The sequence below is a fragment of the Cytobacillus firmus genome (assembly GCF_023715565.1).
In the GTDB taxonomy this organism is placed as follows: Bacteria; Bacillota; Bacilli; order Bacillales; family Cytobacillaceae; genus Cytobacillus; species Cytobacillus firmus_C.
The window spans coordinates 35,414-53,223 of sequence record NZ_JAMBOJ010000004.1 but is presented as its reverse complement, the minus strand read 5'-3'; the positions used below and the strand labels follow the sequence as shown (position 1 = coordinate 53,223).

Here is a 17,810-nt window from a genome sequence, read left to right as displayed (position 1 = left end):
TCACCTCTTTTAAAGGACCCTCTCCAGCAATATGAGCTTGTCCAGTCCTGCTGCCTATGGTTTTAGCAGGCAGCCGGCTAGCTAGGAATCATGCGAATAATGGTTTCAATTAATACAGTGAGGATTGGAATGGCCATGGCAAGAATAAGTATTTTCCCGCCCATTTCTATTTTTGCTGCAATGGCTCCCTGACCTGCATCTTTTGTAATTTGTGCAGCAAATTCAGCAATATAGGCTATTCCGATTATCTTTAAAATGGTTTCTACATAGACGATATTCACCTTTGCATTGATAGCTATCTTTTCAATCATATGGATAATGGCATATATTTGGTCGACCAGAAAGAGAAAGATGGCACAGCCGACAAATACAATCAGCAAAAAGGCAAAATTCGGCTTTTGCTCCTTAACAATCAGCGCCAGGAATGTGGCTACAAGCGAAAATCCGACTATCTGGAGAATTTCAATGGCTGAGCCCCCCTTTTATCCCTGAAACAAGAAGACTGATTTAATTTTTTGAAAAAGGTTATCTACAATGGAAGCAACCATAAATAAAATATAAATAAATCCGAATAGCGTTACCCATTGGGCGTATTCTTTTTTGCCCACCTGATCCAGAATAGTATGCAAAAAGGCTACAACAATTCCCACACCCGCAATCTTAAATATGATATCTACCTCTAGGCCCATCTTTTCTCCCCCTAAGCTCTGATCAGCGTCCGGCAAATCAAGCCGGCGTTTCCTACAATAGTAAAATGATTAAGAGCAATCCGGATAAAAATCCAAGACTTTTGACCATTCTCTCGTATTTCACTTGTCTGTCATGCGCATCAGCTTCTTCACGTTCCAGGTGGGTGAGGGTCAGCATGATCTGCTTTTGCTGAGAAAGACGGTCATGTCTTCCAAGTGTTTCACCAAATTGCTTCATGATTTCGAATTCCCCTTGTTTAAGTGCGGTCATTTTCCATATTTCCTTCAAGCTTTCTTCCCAGGCATCCTTTACTGTCGTCTCGGAATCGGTCAGTTTTTTTGCAAAGGATTCAAAGAACCAGGATAAAGGCTTGGAAAGCTGGTCAGAGAGACGTCTGGCCGCTTCATGAAGAGGTGTATGACCATACATAATTTCAGCCTCTAAGGACTGCAGTGCCGATTTAAGCTGACGAAGCTGGCGCGGCCGTTCAGTCAGATGCCTTGAAGCTTCAAACCCTGCCCATGTTGTTGCAACGATGATCAAAACTGCTCCAATAAGCTTCATCATTTACATCACGCTCGCTTGATGCTGGTATCCTGCACCATCTGTGTTTCGTATGCAGTCAATGCTGCCTGGCCCATCTTTTCTGCTCAATTCAATAAACCGCTGAAAGACATCCATTTCAAGTATGGCCTGTAAAGTTGGGCGCCTCTTGATTTCCTCCAGGGAATTTCCATGTGTAGTCATAATCAGCTTTATTCCGGCATTTACTGCCTCCATTATGGCGTCTGCATCTTCATGCCTGCCAATTTCATCGACAACGAGAACCTCGGGGCTCATGGAACGAATCATCATCATCATGCCCTCAGCTTTGGGACAGGCATCAAGGACATCAATCCTGTTTCCAAAAGTCATTTGGGGGATCCCATTCACACATCCTGCTATTTCGGAGCGTTCATCCACAATCCCAACCTTACTCGCAGGAAGGTCACTGGCTGGATCACCAGAAGAAATGATTCTTGCTATATCGCGCAGTAAAGTGGTTTTACCAGTCTGAGGCGGCCCAATAATCATCGTATGCAGCCACCCACCCCTGTAAATCCTGGGAATAAGCGTTTCGGCAATTCCAACTTTCTCTCTGGCAATTCTAATGTTAAAAGAGGCTATATCCCTGATTGCCTTAACCTTGCCCTGCTCAAGAATAACCTTTCCTGCAAGCCCAACCCGATGGCCGCCCTCAATCGTGATATAACCTCTTTTCAGCTCTTCCTCGAGTGTGTAAATCGAAAAATGGCTTATTTTATTCAGTAAATGCACGGCATCCTCTGAATCAACTATATAAGGGAGAAAGTGCGGCACTCCCCTTGCTGTCAGCTCAATTGGCCTCGAAATACGGACCCTGATTTCCTCCAGATCCTTTAAGATTTTCGGAGGGATTCTCTGTAATTGTTCAGCAATTTTTTTCGGCAAAAAGGCTATAATCGTTTCCAAGTCTGCTCCTCCATTTCTCAATCTGATTTCGGACTAGCTTCTCATTATTTAAAATGTATGCCTGCTGCAAAACAATATGACTTAGATTTGAAAGCTTCACATTTAATTAGTACAAGCTTTTGCCTGAGTAAAAAGATATCTTTCTTCAAAAAATAATTCAAAAGGAACATTAGAGAAAGGCTGGTTCATTTATGAAAGCAAAATGCATTTACATCATGGTTATTTTTTACCTGATTTTTCTTGGTTTCTTACCTGAAGAAGGAATAGCTCATCAGAGAGATACAAACGGACCGAAAAATGTCATTCTGATGATTGGCGATGGAATGGGAATTGGCCAGATTGAGATTGCAAGAAAACTGGAATATGGGAAGGACGGTCGGCTGTTCCTGGAATCACTGCCTCACATCGCATTGGTGCATACCGAATCTGCCAATAATTTTGTGACAGACTCTGCTGCCGGTGGTACGGCACTTGCAACTGGAAAAAAAACGAATAATGGAATGATTGGAGTTACGCCTGATGGGAAGGAAACAGACAGTATCCTGGATCTATTTAAGAAAAACGGTAAAAAGACAGGGGTTATATCCACCAATACAATTACAGATGCAACACCCGCAGCCTTTACATCAAGCGTTTCAAACAGATGGTCCGGACAGGAGGAAATTGCACGCCAGCAGCTGAAATCCAGGGTTGATGTGCTACTGGGAGGCGGCAGAGCATACTTCACACCGGAAAAGCAAAGCGGGAGGGATTTAATAAAAGAGGCAAAGCAAAAAGGATATGCCTATGCAGAGAATCGGGAAGCATTGCTGAGTGCCAAAGGCTCAAAACTGCTCGGTTTGTTCAATGACGGATATATGAGTTTTAAACTGGATCGGCCTTTACTGAACAGCAATGAACCCAGCTTAAAAGAAATGACTGCAAAAGCGATCGATGTACTTGAAAAAGGAGAACAGGGATTTTTCCTCATGGCGGAGGGCGCAAGAATTGACCATGCTTCACATGCTGGTGATTTTACAGGCATCTGGAAAGAAACGATAGAGTTTGATGAAGCTGTCAAATATGCAGTTGAATGGGCAAAAAAGGACAAAGAAACACTGGTGCTGATTGTTGCTGATCATGAAACCATGGGGATATCTGCATCTGAACCGCTGGATATACAGCGTTTAAAGGAAATCAAGGCATCTCCGCAGTATATGGCCAGCCAATTGGAAAAAGATAGGAATAGAGGCATTTATCGTTCAGAAAGTGTAAAGAGTGTTTTAAAAAAGTATGCAAATATTGATTTAACGGAGCAGGAAATAGATTCATTTAATCGGAAGCTGCAGAACACAGACAGCCAGGTTTATTCTCAATACGTAGCAGCATGGGAAATAGGGAGCCTGATTGCTGAGAAATATCATGGCGGTATTTTAACGGATACTGTAAGATCTCTAAGCTCAACCGGCGGTCACACAGGCAATATGATTCCTTTATTTGCTTATGGTAATGGGAGCGAAACTTTTAAGGGAGTGCTGGAGAATACGGATATCCCGAAAATAATTGCCGAACTGATGGATTACAGCTGGCATTAATGTTATACGCATTTTCTCTCTTTCTCCCGCGTAATTCTAGAAAGATACATTAATGAAAGCGGGGAATGATAGTTATGTATTATTACCAGCCATTTGTCCGCAATACCATACAGAGTGGAAACCTCGTCAGATCCAAGCCAAATACTTTAAGGGTTTCAGGTGAAGGAAAGTTAGCTGTACAGCCAGATCAGGCTAATATAAAGCTGGGAGTGATAACAGAAGACCAGGAACTTCAGAAAGCACAGGAGCAGAATGCTGCTGCCATTTCAAATGTCAAAAAGGCTCTTAATGCCATTGGAATAACAGATAAACAGATTCAAACATCTGACTTCTCCATTTTTCCACAGTATGATTTTGTGGATGGCAAGCAAATTTTCCGCGGTTACAAGGTTGAGCATATATTGGACATAACAGTCAATGAAATTGAAAATACAGGACTTGTAGTGGATACAGCAGTAGACAGCGGCGCAAATACTGTTAGAGGAATTACGTTTGAAACAGAAAACAGTCAGGAATTGTATCAGAAGGCACTAGGCTTGGCTGTATTGGATGCTATAAGAAAGGCAGAAACCATCGCGTCATCACTAAGAGTCCAACTAATCAGTACCCCAGTATCCGTTTCTGAAGGAACTTTAGGTCTGGTGCAGCCTGTTTCTTTTGAGTCCTCCACTTTTGTTAAAAGTGCCGTCAGCACACCTATCCAGCCGGGAACAATAGAAATCGAAAGCCACATCACGGCAGAGTTCATATACTACAGCTAGGAAATCTTCAGCTTATAATCGAAGTAAAGAAGCAAATACTATTAAGGTGATATTGAGCAATTTTATAGAAAAGAGGTAATTTGATGAATGAAAATTTAGAAGAATTTTTAAAAAATCAGAAAAAAGGAGACAGGTCCTATCTGGACGGAACCCGCGATAACAGCACTGCTCCCACATCTAATCCTGATTATAATAATCGCAATGACACTGACATATCCCCCGGCGCTGAAGGCAGAAAGTATAAAGGATAAAAAAAATCCCGATTTCTCGGGATTTTTTTAAAACTATGCACGCGATACGTATGAACCATCGGTTGTATTGATGATAAGTTTATCCCCTTCGTTAACAAAGAAAGGAACTTGCACTATCAGGCCGGTTTCAACTGTTGCGGGTTTTGTTCCGCCGGATGCAGTATCCCCTTTAATACCTGGTTCTGTTTCCGTTACTGTAAGCTCAACAGAGTTAGGAAGCTCGATTCCAAGAGACTCTCCCTGATAAAGCATAATAGCAACTTCCATGTTTTCTTTTAAAAACTTTAATTCATACTCAATTGATGATGCAGGCAGCTCGATTTGCTCATAAGACTCATTGTCCATGAAAACATGCTGATCTCCATTTGCATATAGGTACTGCATTTTACGGTTATCGATTTGTGCCTTCCCTACTTTTTCACCTGCACGGAAGGTTTTTTCCTGAATAGCGCCTGTGCGAAGGTTGCGCAATTTGGAACGTACAAAAGCCGCTCCTTTTCCCGGTTTAACGTGCTGGAAATCCAACACGCGCCAAATACCGTTATCAACTTCAATCGTCAAACCCGTACGAAAATCGTTTACTGAAATCATGAGTGTGTCCTCCTATTGTGTACATTTAAAGAATAATTAATTCTTTAGTAGAATGAGTAAGTGTTTCATTATGATCGTTTGTAATGACTGTATCATCCTCAATACGGACACCGCCAAGTCCCGGTATGTAAATGCCCGGCTCCACCGTTACAATCATTCCAGGTTCAAGGATAACATCAGACTTAAAGGACAATGCAGGCCCTTCATGGACTTCCAGGCCAATGCCGTGTCCGGTAGAATGGCCAAAATATTCGCCATAGCCTTTACCGGCAATATAATCACGAGTTAAGGCATCTGCTTCTTTGCCGCTCATGCCAGGTTTGATGCCTTCCATTCCCCGCTCCTGAGCTTCCTGCACAATTGTATAGATTTCTTTCAGCTTATCTCCAGGTTCCCCAACAGCAACTGTGCGGGTAATATCGGAAACATACCCTTTATAATAAGCACCGAAGTCAAGAGTGACAAAATCGCCTTTTTCAATTATTTTATCACTTGCGACTCCATGCGGAAGAGCAGAACGGTACCCGGATGCTACGATAATGTCAAACGATGATGAATCTGCACCCGCTTTTCTCATAAAGAATTCTAATTCATTCGAAACTTCCAGCTCAGTAATACCTGGCCGAATGATATCAAGAATATGTTTAAACGCAGCATCTGCAATGTCTGCGGCCACCTTTATTATCTTAATCTCTGAATCGCCCTTTATCAAGCGTAACTTTTCAATAGTGTCAGAAACAGGGACCAGTTCGGCGTTAACAGCTTCATCATAGGCTTTATAGGAGGCAAAAGTAACATGATTCTCCTCAAAACCAAGCCTTTTGATCCCGAGATGTTCTGCCTGTTTGGCGACTTCTTCCGGAATTGCACCAGTATGCTTCACAACTTCATATCCACTGCATTGTTTAGCAGCCTGTTCCGTGTAGCGGAAATCGGTTATAAAGAGTGCTTTATCCGCACTGATGAGCACTACGCCAGATGAACCGGTAAACCCTGTCATATAACGGCGATTATAGGTGCTGGTAATCAGCATTCCATCTATCCCGGACTGATTAAACTTCTCACGCAATTTTTGTATTTTCTCCATTTTATTCTCTCCCCTTGTCAAAATCCATTAAGGCATAAAACGCCAGTTCATACCCTTTAAAACCAAGTCCGACTATTTGGCCCATTGCAGCGGGGGCAATAACAGAAATATGCCTGAACTCTTCCCTGGCATGAACATTTGAAATATGTACTTCGATCACAGGAACCTGAATTCCTGCAACAGCATCCCTTATTGCGTAACTATAATGGGTGAATGCTCCGGGATTGAAAATTATACCTTGTGTGCCATCCTCATTGGCAAGGTGAAGCCTGTCAATGAGCTCACCTTCATGATTTGACTGAAAACAGATTACTTCGGTCTTATATGAAGCGCTCAATGCCTTCATATTTTGCTCCAACTGACCCAGTGTTTCTTTTCCATAAACACCTGGTTCCCTTTTGCCGAGCAGGTTTAAATTCGGCCCATTTAACAGGAGTATTTTCCCCATATTCAACCCCCTATCCTAACAATTGCTTACAGGCTTCTCCTTCTATTTAACATCCTGATGAAAGTACTGAAAAAGAATGCCCACTAATGAACATTCTATCATAAAGCAAAATTTCATACAGTTCTGATGTATAGCGCTTTTCACATTATTTTCATTCTCAATGCTCGAATATTTATCATTTCTGCTTTGATGAGTATATTCTCCATTAGGTCAAATCCGGATCTGTGCGGGCCTTTTTTTCATCTTCAGTTTTTCCTCTGAGTTCTTGAGCTTCATATGAAATGGAATACCCTACGAATACGCCAAATAAAATATAGAAACAAAGTGATGTAACAATTGTATTTCTCTCAAGGTCCCAAAACGGGCTGATTCCAGGGAAGATTGGATTGAGAACAAAAAACACCAGTAAAAAAAGGGCAACTCCATAGCCAGCCCCCACGAAAATACTTTGAAATTTTCGCAGCACCGCATAATAGATCAGGGCAGCAATAATAGATACTCCCCCTATCAGGAAAATTGAAATCAGTGTTCCAAGCCATCCCTCTTTCCAGGCTCCAATCGTCCAGGGCTCTAGAATGACATTAGGGCGAATTTCCGTAAAATTAAACACATAAGCAAGATAGGCCAGTCCGCTCCAAAGAATGCCCCCAACCAGTCCGGTAATGACCACCATTGCCATAAAAGACATTGGTTTTTCCCTTTGATCCTGTTCCAAGCGCTCTTTTTCTTCTGCCACTTTGCGCCACCTCCTTTTCCTATTATGTCCACACACAATTATTCCATTGCATCCTATTTTAAATAAAAGCGTCCGGATTAATTTCTGCAGCAAAAACTGTTCAGATTTTTTATATATTTTCGTGTTATATAGAGGTTTTATAAGATTTTAAGTCGAATAAAATAATTAAGGATGAAGCTCTTTAATTTTGTGCTTTTCCGGTTATGCGAGTTCCGGGACTGGGGTGCACAGCATAAATTTAAGTATAAGCAATTTTATGATTATCTGGAAAACACTACCATAACTTATTGAAAGTTAATGATCTACTGTTTAAATTGTAAAGAAATAGGAAAATAAAAAAATAAAGACAGCTTTCATAATTATTTCAATAAACTTTTGCTTATAGAGTTTAAAAGCTTATAAAATTGCTCATCATGCTTTTAGGGAGGTGGCTTTCTTGAAAAAACCATTTACATTTTATATTGTCTCCGGTCTTATAATTCTGGCTGTTATCGGAGTTGCCGTCAGTCTGATCTCAAACCCTGCCGGTTTTTTGCAGAGAATAGCTGTCATTGTCATCATTGGAGCTGTTGTATACTTTCTTTTTCAGCGCTTTAACAGATCTAATCCCTCAAAGCGAGAGCAGCGAGCTTTTATAAAGGCAGCCAAAAAATCAAAAAGACGCTTTAATAATAAAGAATCTGGCACTGCTAATGGAAGAAAAGGATCTGTCGGTTCCATTACTTCTATAAAAAAGTCCAAGAAAAAGTCTTATCCACATTTGACAGTAATAGAAGGCAAAAAAGGTAAAAAGAAAAATCGAGCCTCCCTTTAATCCGGGCTCGATTTTTTTGTTGAGTTTTCTAATTAGTAACTCCATGATGAAAAAAACTTTTCAGCACATTGCCTGCCATGCTCCAGAAGATCTTTTTTCTTCTGCTCGGTTATATTAAATTCCGCAGTCAGTACACCGTCGGTCGGAATGAAAATTATATTTTGTGCATGTTTTCTCGAGATGTATCTTGCATCATGCGCATCCTTCATCGTTTCAAAAAGCGCCGCATACATTTGTATGGCGTTATCGATTTGGTTCGGGGGCCGTTCGCTTAAGTTATGACTTAACTTTATCCCGAGCACAGGCCTGGTTTTTTTTACGTTTTCCTTATCAAAAAGCCACATTGGGAAATTACTTAGTACTCCGCCATCCACGATGACACTTGTACTGCTGTAGCTATTCAGCTTGACCGGCTCAAAAAAATAGGGGAGGCTGCAGCTCATCCTGATTGCTTTTGCTACCGGAAATGAATTTGGATCAATGCCATAATCCACAAGATCATCCGGCAGTACAACCAGTCTTCCATTTGTCAGATCTGACGCTATGACTCTGAGCGATTGAGGAGGCAGATCTGAAAATGTTCTGATCCCCCTGTCGCCTAATTTCTCAGTCATCCAGCTTTCCAGCTCAGATCCTTTATATAATCCCAGATGCCAATATAGATTAAGCCATTTTCCGACTGCAAAGGGGATAAATGTTTTTCTTTCATCAAGAAGCTTTTTGACTTCAAATTCATCGACGAGCCGATATATTTCCTCACTTGTATAATTAGCAGCTATTAACGCAGCCACAATTGACCCTGCACTAGTACCAGCAACCCGTTTGAAGCGAAATCCCCTTTTATGAACTGCCTCATATGCGCCGATTAGGGCAAATCCTTTGATGCCTCCCCCTGAAAAAACACCATCTATATACATGTAAGCCACTCCTGTCGATGTACTTGCTCATAGAAGAACCTTTACTTATACATCTTTAATCAGGAGCTTTTTAAATTAGTACGTCGGACAAGCAAAATTTCTGAATTAAGTAAAATATTGCACTTCCGCCTCTGGAAAATAGGAATGAATATACTCCCTGATTGTATGTTCCAGTTCCTTTGCTTCATCTGTAGGGTAAACATACTTGCCTATACCATATCTTCCCCATTTATATTTCCTCTTCTCTTCATCCATTTCAAGCTTTGTTTTTGGGTAGCGTTTTTCAATTACTTTTTTTGCCGGTTTCGTAAATCTATGCTGGATTAATTCAAAAGTTAAGCCATTCAGATTGATTCCATCGAGTGAACTGCTTAACCTTTGAAACAATTCATGATAGCCTTCACGCCAATCATCGTGCATATAAATGGGTGCTACTATAAAACCAAGCGGATAGCCCGCATTAGCTACTTTTCGGGCAGCTTCAAGCCGGTCATCAAAAGAGGAAGTACCCGGCTCAAAGTTTTTTATTACATAGCGGGAATTGACACTAAATCGGAACCGGGTTTTGCCATTATGTTTCGCATCCAGCAAATGATCGACATGATGGTACTTGGTGACAAACCGCAGCTGACCGTATTCAGTATGTCCGATAAATTCAATCGTTTTCTTCAGTGAATTGGTCAGGTGGTCAATCCCTACTATATCGGAAGTACAAGCGGCCTCAAAGCGTGTCAGCTCTGGGCTGCGCTCTTCCATATATTTAGAGGCCTGATCAAAGATTTCATCAAGGTTTACATACGTCCTGATATACGGCTTGCTGCCAAGGGTGGTTTGTAAATAGCAATAATGACAATGACCCATGCAGCCGGTAGCAAGGGGGATGGCGTATTCTGCAGAAGGCTTGGATGTATCGAATTTCAGAGTCCGTCTGATCCCTACCACTAAAGTGGATTTCGCATTGCGGTATTTCTGCAATTCATTATCGCCAGGAATATTCCTCACCTGATTATGTGAAGTTGTTTCCCTGATCTCTATATTCATTTTCTCGAATTTTTCCTTTAGTTCTCTTCCTAATGGATACTCAAGAGCTTGAGGCTCTATATAAACTAACTGCGGGATAAACGGCTTCATTTGATTAACCTCTCCTTGTCAATTTGTCCTGCCATTATATAATCTCGACTGAACCCTATGACTGTAGTATGAGCCAAATAATCAAACAGCAAAAAAAGAAGATGGAACAATTATTTCCATCTTCTCTCACTCAGTTAATTTATTTTTATAAACCGCATTTCAGCTGGGCATTGCAGTTTGTGCAAGTATTGCAGCCGCCGATTTCTTTGATTTTTCCTTTGCGGCATACCGGGCATGTATTGCCTACTTCTGAACCGATTGTTACATCAGTGGAACGCAGGTCACTGATTGTATCAACCAACACAACATGCTGCTTTGACTTTTCTTTTTTGACTGTGTCATTACCATCAAAGCTGTTCTCTTCAGCTTTCAGCGTCAATACTTGAGAATCGCGTGATCCGTCCACATATACTGTTCCGCCCTTTGCACCGCCGCGGTATAAGCGTTCATACACCTTCTCAACCTGCTCAACACTATAACCTTTCGGTGCGTTGACAGTTTTACTGATCGAGCTGTCGATCCAGCGCTGAATCACGCATTGAACATCTGCGTGCGCTTCCGGAGCAAGATCCATCGCTGCGATAAACCATTCAGGCAGATTTTCAGGATTTGCATCCGGATTGCGGTCTAAATATTCCTGAACAATATCTGCCTTCACTTCAATGAACTTGCCTAAGCGGCCGCTTCTGAAGTATGAGAAGGAGAAATATGGTTCAAGGCCTGTAGAAACTCCAACCATGGTCCCTGTGGATCCCGTAGGAGCAACGGTTAGTAGATGTGAATTGCGGATTCCGCTTTCTAAAATAGAAGCACGGATATCCTCCGGCATTTTCTGCATGAAGCCTGTTTCGGTAAAAGCTTTTCGCAGACGATTGGTTTCTTCAGGATTGTCACCTGTTAAGAACGGGAAGCTTCCTTTTTCCTCCGCAAGCTTAACAGAAGCTTTATATGCTGATGTAGCAATAGTCTCAAAGACTTTATCAATCAGCACGTTGCCTTCTTCAGATCCATATTCTGTTTCACAATAGATAAGCAGATCATGAAGTCCCATAACGCCAAGCCCAACTCGCCGCTCGCCTAGTGCCTGCTTTTTGTTCTCTTCAAGGAAGTATGGTGTAGCATCTATTACATTGTCCTGCATACGTACACCTACTTCAACCGTACGCTTCAGCTTTTCAAAATTAACAGTTTTATTTTCTTTATCTGCCATTTCTGCCAGATTTACAGCTGCAAGGTTACATACAGAATTTGGCGCCAGAGGCTGCTCGCCACAAGGATTTGTAGCTACAACCTTTTGTCCGTAAGCCTGTGCATTCGTCATGTCGTTTGCATTATCGATAAAGAAGATGCCAGGTTCAGCTGAGTATGTTGCACAGATGTTAATCAGGTTCCAAAGCTCTTTCGCCTTAATTTTACGGTGAACGCGGACTTTATAACCTAGCTTTGCCCACTCTCTGACATCACCGACTTTGTGCCATTCTTCGTTGTATATTTTCATCGTTTCGGCATCATAGGATTCAACATCCGGGAAACGTAGCTCATATTCTGCATCATTTTCAACCGCATCCATAAATTCTTTCGTAAGGCAGACTGAAATGTTTGCTCCTGTAAGGAACTCAGAGTTATGAACACTATAAGTACCGCCAGCAGCCAGTTTCTCCTCAGCATCTTTTATAATATTTTCGCTGAAGCCGCCATACCCTGGAATACTTTTATAATTAATAATGCCCTGGTACATGGCAAGTTCCTGTTCATTAAATGGAGTAAATTTTAGTTTTTCTTTAGCATATTTTTTTATCGTTTCATCATTTGTATTTTCTAAAAGGAAACGTAAAATTCTCGGGTTTTGCATTTTCGAGATGATAAATTCGATAATGTCCGGATGCCAATCGGATAGCATAATCATCTGAGCACCTCTGCGTGATCCACCCTGCTCCACCAGGTGTGTAAGCTTCGCAATATCATCGAGCCAGGAAACCGAACCGGAAGATTTTCCGTTTACACCTTTGGCCAGTGTATTGCGCGGTCTCAGAGTTGAACCGTTTGTCCCTACTCCGCCTCCGCGGCTCATAATTTCCATTACCTGCTTGCGATGCTCTGAAATCCCTTCACGGGAATCCTGCACGAAAGGCATTACATAGCAGTTGAAATACGTAACATCTGTGTCAGCACCCGCTCCATACAGCACCCGGCCAGCCGGAATGAAATTCAGGTTTTTCAATTCCTGATAGAACTTCTCAAACCATTCTTTTTTCTTTTCTTCAGTATTCTCAACCGATGCAAGGCCTGTTGCGTTACGCTTGGCAATTTGCTCATAGTAAATTTCCAAAGGCTTCTCGATTACATCAAGAGGCTTTGTAATAATGCCTGTTCTCGATTCTTCCGGATCATCCAGCACCCCTCTGTAATCTTCCTCTACTAAAACCTTGGCTTTCTTGTTTTCCCAGTCAATTTCGAGGATGTAACCTAAGCCCCGTGCAGGAAATTTCGGATCTTCCTTTATGGTAAGAACAACGAAGTCACCGTTTGTTAATGTCACTTTCTCGGTGTCTTTGAAGGTATAGCGATCTAGCATAACCAAACGGGAAACACCTTTGTGGGTCATTTTCATATCTGAGGTTACAGGGTGAACCTGAGGAAAGAGACGGATGTCCTTATTTAAACGTTCAATGTTCAATTTCATTTTTTGTCCTAGAGCAACAGACATTGTTACAACTCCTTCTAAATTCAATTATCTAATTAATGTGTGTAAGTATTCTGTCAGATAGAGTAAATCTATCTGTTTTAAAAGAGTACCCTAAAGTTACCATAACTCAAACCCCAAAATCAATATATAGTGTCCTAAATATTTTCGACACCACTACATATTGTGTCTGATTCAACTGAATCTGATTTTGTCAAACTTAAAATATACTAAAATTTAAAGAAAAACAGAGTTAATAGCTGATTTCTGACATTTAACGATAAATTTTAACATATTTTGAAGCTTGCACTTTTCCGAAGCAATAATAGGAAAACTATTCATTAAAAAAAGAGAAAAAGCGACTTAGCCGCTTTTATCTCTTGTAGTTCCAGTCATCACTTTCATATCGTTCTTTTGCAATCTTTTGTACATATGCCATCTCTTCATCTGAAAGCTCGTAAGGTTCCAGTACAATGCCTAGGCCTTCCTCAAACCCCTTCTTGAAAGCTGCCTTAGCCTGTTCAAGAGTAATATTTTCTGCTGTCAGCTCATTTATGGCAACAGCTTTATTTTTAAAAGCCTTTTGCATTCTCTCTTTTACCCGGTCATTAGGATATTTGAACAAGCTGAACAGCTTGTCTTCATCCAAATCAAGCAAAATAGAGCCATGCTGAAGGATTACACCTTTTTGTCTAGTTTGTGCACTCCCTGCTACTTTACGTCCTTCTACAACAAGTTCATACCAGCTTGGAGCATCAAAACAAACAGCAGATCTTGGATTCTTTAGAGAGTCTCTTTCTTCAGGCGTCTTTGGTACGGCAAAATAAGCTTCCATTCCCAGAGCGTGAAAACCTTTTAGAATTCCTTCAGAAATAACTCTGTATGCTTCAGTTACTGTACTCGGCATTTCCGGGTGGACTTCAGGAACGATAACACTGTAAGTGAGTTCATGTTCGTGCAGTACCCCTCTTCCGCCTGTTGGTCTGCGGACGAATCCCAGACCATGCTGCTTTACTGCTTCCATATCTATTTCTTTTTCAACCTTTTGGAAGTATCCAATTGAAAGAGTTGCGGGATTCCAGCCATAAAACCGGATTACAGGTGGCATTTTCCCCTCACTGTTCCAGTCAAGCAAGGCTTCATCCAAAGCCATGTTAAAAGAAGGTGAACCTTCTCCTGAATCGATAAACCGCCAAACTTCTCTAGTCATATGTAACCCTCATTTTCAATTTCTTTAACTGGTCATTTGCGGTTATTAGTCTAACAAAATTCCAATGAAAATTAAAGCAAGTTGAATTTCCATAACAAATTTACGTGATTTCCTTTACTCCAATCAGGAAAGACTTATATAATATTAGGTGGCTTACCTATGCGTGAAAGGAGAAAGACATATTGGAAACACTTTATTTCATTCTTATCATTTTGGGTGCAATCATTACCTATTCTGTCATAACATGGTTTTATCAGCGCCGAATTGTTAAAACGCTTACTGAAGACCAGTTTAGAGAAGGCTATAGAAAAGCCCAATTAATCGATGTTCGTGAACCAAATGAATTTGAAAACGGCCATATTTTAGGTGCACGCAATATACCGCTTTCACAAATGAAAATGCGCATGAAAGAATTGCGTCCGGACAAGCCAGTCTACTTATATTGCCAGAGCGGCATGAGAAGTGCGAGAGCTGCCCAGTTTTTGCACCGTAAAGGTTACAAAGACCTTTCACACCTGCAGGGCGGGTTTAAAAAATGGTCCGGAAAAGTGAAGGCGAAAAAATAATAGTGTTATTAGAAAAGGCCCCGTCATTTTGACGGGGCCTCTTGTTTATTATTGTTTTTGGTAACGGAGAATCGGCTTTCTTGCAGCCATGGTTTCATCCAGACGGCCAATCACTGTTGTATGAGGTGCTTCCTGAACAATTTCAGGGTTTTCCTCAGCCTCTTTTGCAATTTGAATCATCGCGTCGACAAAAGCGTCCAGCGTTTCTTTGGATTCAGTTTCCGTCGGTTCAATCATGATGCACTCTTCCACGTTAAGCGGGAAGTAGATGGTTGGCGGATGATAGCCAAAGTCAAGAAGGCGCTTGGCAATATCCAAAGTACGCACTCCAAGCTTCTTCTGGCGCTTGCCGCTTAAAACGAATTCATGCTTGCAATGTTTGTCAAATGGCAGGTCAAAGAATGGCTCGAGCCTTCTCATCATATAATTTGCGTTTAGTACCGCATTTTCAGTAACAGCCTTCAGGCCATCCGGCCCCATAGTACGAATATAAGTATAAGCCCTGACATTGATGCCGAAGTTTCCGTAATACGGTTTCACACGGCCGATTGATTGCGGGCGGTCATAATCAAATCCATACTGGTCACCATTTTTAACCAATACAGGCTTAGGAAGGTATGGGATCAGATCCGCTTTTACGCCGACAGGGCCAGATCCCGGTCCACCGCCGCCATGCGGTCCTGTAAAGGTCTTATGAAGATTAAGGTGAACAACATCAAATCCCATGTCTCCAGGGCGTGCCTTTGAAAGTACCGCATTCAGGTTAGCTCCATCATAGTAAAGCTTTCCGCCGGCGCTGTGAACAATCTCTGCCATTTCAAGAATGTTTTCTTCAAACAAACCTAAAGTATTCGGGTTAGTCAGCATAAGAGCAGCAGTATCCTCACCAACCACTCTTCTCAGATCTTCTAAATCCACCAGTCCATTTTCATCCGATTTAACTGTTACTGTTTCAAAGCCTGCAACTGTGGCAGATGCCGGATTTGTTCCGTGGGCAGAGTCAGGAACGACTACTTTAGTACGTTTGCTATCGCCATTCGCTTCATGATAAGCACGGATCATCATTAACCCGGTCCATTCTCCGTGTGCTCCTGCAGCCGGCTGAAGTGTAACCTCATCCATTCCTGTAATTTCAATCAGGTGCTCCTGCAGATCATACATCAGTTCCAGTGCACCTTGAACGGAGCTTTCATCCTGCAGCGGGTGCAAGTGGGCAAAACCGTTGAAGCGTGCTACATTCTCATTGATTTTAGGATTATATTTCATTGTGCATGATCCAAGTGGATAAAATCCCGAATCAACACCATGATTTCGATTGGAAAGTGCTGTATAGTGCCGCATGATATCAAGTTCTGACACTTCCGGGAGCTCAGGCTCTTCTTCACGCAGATAGCCTTCAGGAAGAAGCTCGCCCAGGTCAATTTCCGGAATATCCATTTCCGGCAGGCTGTAGCCGATACGGCCTTCTGTGCTTAATTCAAAGATGAGTGGCTGATCTTCCTTATGCATGATAATCCCCCATTTCTTTAACGAATGCATCAATTTCTTCCTTCGTTCTTAATTCCGTTACAGCAACAAGCATATGATTCTTCAGGTCAGCATAATCTCTGCCCAAATCGTAACCGCCAATAATGTCCTTTTCAAGAAGCTTTTGATTAACTTCCTTAACAGGCTTATTAAGCTTGATGACGAATTCATTAAATGAATGGCCTTCGAATGGAACTTCAAAGCCGGCAGCCTTAAATTGCTGTTTTGCATAATGGGCTTTTTGCATATTGGCAGCAGCCATATCTTTTACGCCCTTCTTACCGAGAGCAGTCATCGCTACCGATGCCGCCAGTGCGTTGAGAGCCTGATTGGAACAGATGTTGGACGTTGCCTTATCACGGCGTATATGCTGTTCACGCGCCTGAAGGGTAAGCACGAAACCGCGGCGGCCCTGATCGTCTACCGTTTGTCCGACAAGACGACCCGGCACTTTTCTCATCAGCTTGGAAGTTACAGCAAAATATCCGCAATGAGGGCCGCCAAAAGCAGTAGGAATACCGAAAACCTGAGCATCTCCTGCTACGATGTCTGCCCCGAATTTCCCTGGAGGTGTAAGCGCGCCAAGTGCAAGCGGGTTGCTTGAAACAACAAACATAGACTTGTGGGCATGAATAATTTCCTCAAGCTCTTTTAATGGCTCTACTCTGCCAAAAAAGTTAGGGTACTGTACAATTACACCTGCGATATCATCGCCAATCATTTCATTTAGTGCTTCAAGGTCAGTGGTGCCGTCTTTATGAGGAATTTCAATCACTTCAATATACTGGCCGTTGGCGTATGTTTTAACTACTTCCTTAGATTCAGGGTGAACTGCGCTTGAGATTAATATTTTTTTACGGCGGGTGCTGCCAGCGCTTAGCATGGCTGCTTCAGCAAGAGCTGTTCCGCCATCATACATAGATGAGTTGGCTACATCCATTCCAGTTAATTCACAGATCATAGTCTGAAATTCAAAAATCGCCTGCAGCTCTCCCTGGGAAATTTCCGGCTGGTAAGGAGTATAGGCAGTATAAAACTCTGAACGGGATAATACATGATCAACAATGACCGGCATGTAATGATCATAAACTCCCGCACCAAGGAAAGATGTATTTGTGCGAAGATCAGCATTTTTTTGAGCCAATTTAGTAAGCTCTTTCAGTAAGGCTGTCTCTGATTTCGCCGGCTTGATTTCATATTCTCCCTTAAATCTTACACTCTCGGGAATATCACTGAATAATTCTTCCACAGAACTGACGCCGATTTTCTCAAGCATTGCTTTCTGGTCAGACTCTGTCATCGGTAAATAGCGATGTTTCATCATTTTCTCCCC

The 17,810-nt window shown here is 41.9% G+C and carries 19 protein-coding genes; 5 read left to right on the top strand and 14 right to left on the bottom strand.

Features of this window, described 5'->3' with window-relative positions:
* Nucleotides 1–77: 77 nt before the first annotated feature.
* From spoIIIAD to spoIIIAA, 4 genes are read right to left on the bottom strand one after another with little or no spacing between them, the layout of a single operon-like run.
* Complete coding sequence (gene spoIIIAD, locus M3205_RS02455) at nt 78–467, bottom strand: stage III sporulation protein AD (protein ID WP_251168540.1); 390 nt, start codon at nt 465–467, stop codon at nt 78–80.
* A gap of 15 nt (nt 468–482) precedes the next feature.
* Entirely contained in the window at nt 483–689 is a 207-nt protein-coding gene (gene spoIIIAC, locus M3205_RS02450) for a stage III sporulation protein AC (protein ID WP_009332905.1), read from the bottom strand.
* A 52-nt stretch (nt 690–741) separates the two neighbouring features.
* Nucleotides 742–1,257 (bottom strand): stage III sporulation protein SpoIIIAB, encoded by a 516-nt coding sequence (spoIIIAB, locus tag M3205_RS02445; RefSeq protein ID WP_251168473.1) that lies wholly within the window; start codon nt 1,255–1,257, stop codon nt 742–744.
* Entirely contained in the window at nt 1,258–2,181 is a 924-nt protein-coding gene (gene spoIIIAA / locus M3205_RS02440) for a stage III sporulation protein AA (protein WP_251168472.1), read from the bottom strand. It lies immediately after the preceding gene.
* A gap of 191 nt (nt 2,182–2,372) precedes the next feature.
* On the opposite strand from spoIIIAA, the gene M3205_RS02435 reads away from it, so the two are divergent.
* The 3 genes from M3205_RS02435 (at nt 2,373) to M3205_RS02425 (ending at nt 4,767) form a co-directional block, all read left to right on the top strand.
* Nucleotides 2,373–3,755: an alkaline phosphatase gene (locus M3205_RS02435; protein ID WP_251168471.1), complete on the top strand. Its 1,383-nt coding sequence runs from the start codon at nt 2,373–2,375 to the stop codon at nt 3,753–3,755.
* Between the two features lie 74 nt (nt 3,756–3,829).
* Nucleotides 3,830–4,516, top strand: a complete 687-nt coding sequence (locus M3205_RS02430) for an SIMPL domain-containing protein (protein WP_251168470.1) — start codon at nt 3,830–3,832, stop codon at nt 4,514–4,516.
* A gap of 83 nt (nt 4,517–4,599) precedes the next feature.
* Entirely contained in the window at nt 4,600–4,767 is a 168-nt protein-coding gene (locus tag M3205_RS02425; RefSeq protein ID WP_251168469.1) for a hypothetical protein, read from the top strand.
* A gap of 33 nt (nt 4,768–4,800) precedes the next feature.
* On the opposite strand, the gene efp is transcribed toward M3205_RS02425, so the two are convergent.
* From efp to M3205_RS02405, 4 genes are all read right to left on the bottom strand, one after another.
* The gene (gene efp, locus M3205_RS02420) at nt 4,801–5,358 is read right to left on the bottom strand and encodes an elongation factor P (RefSeq protein ID WP_251168468.1); all 558 of its coding nucleotides are present in this window, start codon (nt 5,356–5,358) and stop codon (nt 4,801–4,803) included.
* 25 nt (nt 5,359–5,383) lie between these two features.
* The gene (locus M3205_RS02415) at nt 5,384–6,445 is read right to left on the bottom strand and encodes a M24 family metallopeptidase (protein ID WP_251168467.1); all 1,062 of its coding nucleotides are present in this window, start codon (nt 6,443–6,445) and stop codon (nt 5,384–5,386) included.
* A 1-nt stretch (nt 6,446) separates the two neighbouring features.
* Entirely contained in the window at nt 6,447–6,893 is a 447-nt protein-coding gene (gene aroQ / locus M3205_RS02410; RefSeq protein ID WP_251168466.1) for a type II 3-dehydroquinate dehydratase, read from the bottom strand.
* Between the two features lie 205 nt (nt 6,894–7,098).
* The gene (locus M3205_RS02405) at nt 7,099–7,629 is read right to left on the bottom strand and encodes a YqhR family membrane protein (protein WP_251168465.1); all 531 of its coding nucleotides are present in this window, start codon (nt 7,627–7,629) and stop codon (nt 7,099–7,101) included.
* Between the two features lie 427 nt (nt 7,630–8,056).
* Between M3205_RS02405 and M3205_RS02400 the strand changes: the two genes are divergently transcribed.
* Nucleotides 8,057–8,443 (top strand): SA1362 family protein, encoded by a 387-nt coding sequence (locus M3205_RS02400; RefSeq protein ID WP_311315693.1) that lies wholly within the window; start codon nt 8,057–8,059, stop codon nt 8,441–8,443.
* A gap of 32 nt (nt 8,444–8,475) precedes the next feature.
* Here the strand turns inward: M3205_RS02400 and M3205_RS02395 are convergent, their stop codons facing one another.
* The 4 genes from M3205_RS02395 to M3205_RS02380 all read right to left on the bottom strand — a co-directional run bounded on the left by M3205_RS02395 (nt 8,476) and on the right by M3205_RS02380 (nt 14,384).
* Nucleotides 8,476–9,360 carry a patatin-like phospholipase family protein gene (locus M3205_RS02395; RefSeq protein ID WP_251168463.1) on the bottom strand — a complete coding sequence of 295 codons (885 nt, stop codon included), beginning with the start codon at nt 9,358–9,360 and terminating at the stop codon, nt 8,476–8,478.
* Nucleotides 9,361–9,465: 105 nt separating this feature from the next.
* Nucleotides 9,466–10,491: a spore photoproduct lyase gene (gene splB / locus M3205_RS02390; protein ID WP_251168462.1), complete on the bottom strand. Its 1,026-nt coding sequence runs from the start codon at nt 10,489–10,491 to the stop codon at nt 9,466–9,468.
* A 145-nt stretch (nt 10,492–10,636) separates the two neighbouring features.
* Nucleotides 10,637–13,198, bottom strand: a complete 2,562-nt coding sequence (locus M3205_RS02385; RefSeq protein ID WP_251168461.1) for a vitamin B12-dependent ribonucleotide reductase — start codon at nt 13,196–13,198, stop codon at nt 10,637–10,639.
* Nucleotides 13,199–13,547: 349 nt separating this feature from the next.
* A complete protein-coding gene (locus M3205_RS02380) occupies nt 13,548–14,384 on the bottom strand; it encodes a lipoate--protein ligase family protein (RefSeq protein WP_251168460.1) in 837 nt (278 codons plus the stop codon).
* Between the two features lie 182 nt (nt 14,385–14,566).
* Here M3205_RS02380 and M3205_RS02375 point away from each other — a divergent pair, with 182 nt between their 5' ends.
* The gene (locus M3205_RS02375; protein ID WP_035329981.1) at nt 14,567–14,950 is read left to right on the top strand and encodes a rhodanese-like domain-containing protein; all 384 of its coding nucleotides are present in this window, start codon (nt 14,567–14,569) and stop codon (nt 14,948–14,950) included.
* A 48-nt stretch (nt 14,951–14,998) separates the two neighbouring features.
* On the opposite strand, the gene gcvPB is transcribed toward M3205_RS02375, so the two are convergent.
* Entirely contained in the window at nt 14,999–16,459 is a 1,461-nt protein-coding gene (gene gcvPB / locus M3205_RS02370; protein ID WP_251168459.1) for an aminomethyl-transferring glycine dehydrogenase subunit GcvPB, read from the bottom strand.
* On the bottom strand, nt 16,452–17,798 hold the full coding sequence (gcvPA, locus tag M3205_RS02365; RefSeq protein WP_251168539.1) for an aminomethyl-transferring glycine dehydrogenase subunit GcvPA: 1,347 nt from the start codon (nt 17,796–17,798) through the stop codon (nt 16,452–16,454). The genes gcvPB and gcvPA overlap by 8 nt, the downstream gene beginning before the upstream one ends.
* Nucleotides 17,799–17,810: the final 12 nt, after the last annotated feature.

Coding starts and splice junctions, on each gene's coding strand:
- aroQ (WP_251168466.1), bottom strand. CDS start 6,893: ATGGGGAAAATACTCCTGTTAAATGGGCCGAATTTAAACCTGCTCGGC.
- M3205_RS02395 (WP_251168463.1), bottom strand. CDS start 9,360: ATGTATATAGATGGTGTTTTTTCAGGGGGAGGCATCAAAGGATTTGCC.
- gcvPB (WP_251168459.1), bottom strand. CDS start 16,459: ATGCATAAGGAAGATCAGCCACTCATCTTTGAATTAAGCACAGAAGGC.
- spoIIIAC (WP_009332905.1), bottom strand. CDS start 689: ATGGGCCTAGAGGTAGATATCATATTTAAGATTGCGGGTGTGGGAATT.
- gcvPA (WP_251168539.1), bottom strand. CDS start 17,798: ATGAAACATCGCTATTTACCGATGACAGAGTCTGACCAGAAAGCAATG.
- splB (WP_251168462.1), bottom strand. CDS start 10,491: ATGAAGCCGTTTATCCCGCAGTTAGTTTATATAGAGCCTCAAGCTCTT.
- M3205_RS02385 (WP_251168461.1), bottom strand. CDS start 13,198: ATGTCTGTTGCTCTAGGACAAAAAATGAAATTGAACATTGAACGTTTA.
- M3205_RS02380 (WP_251168460.1), bottom strand. CDS start 14,384: ATGACTAGAGAAGTTTGGCGGTTTATCGATTCAGGAGAAGGTTCACCT.
- spoIIIAB (WP_251168473.1), bottom strand. CDS start 1,257: ATGATGAAGCTTATTGGAGCAGTTTTGATCATCGTTGCAACAACATGG.
- M3205_RS02430 (WP_251168470.1), top strand. CDS start 3,830: ATGTATTATTACCAGCCATTTGTCCGCAATACCATACAGAGTGGAAAC.
- M3205_RS02415 (WP_251168467.1), bottom strand. CDS start 6,445: ATGGAGAAAATACAAAAATTGCGTGAGAAGTTTAATCAGTCCGGGATA.
- efp (WP_251168468.1), bottom strand. CDS start 5,358: ATGATTTCAGTAAACGATTTTCGTACGGGTTTGACGATTGAAGTTGAT.
- M3205_RS02435 (WP_251168471.1), top strand. CDS start 2,373: ATGAAAGCAAAATGCATTTACATCATGGTTATTTTTTACCTGATTTTT.
- M3205_RS02425 (WP_251168469.1), top strand. CDS start 4,600: ATGAATGAAAATTTAGAAGAATTTTTAAAAAATCAGAAAAAAGGAGAC.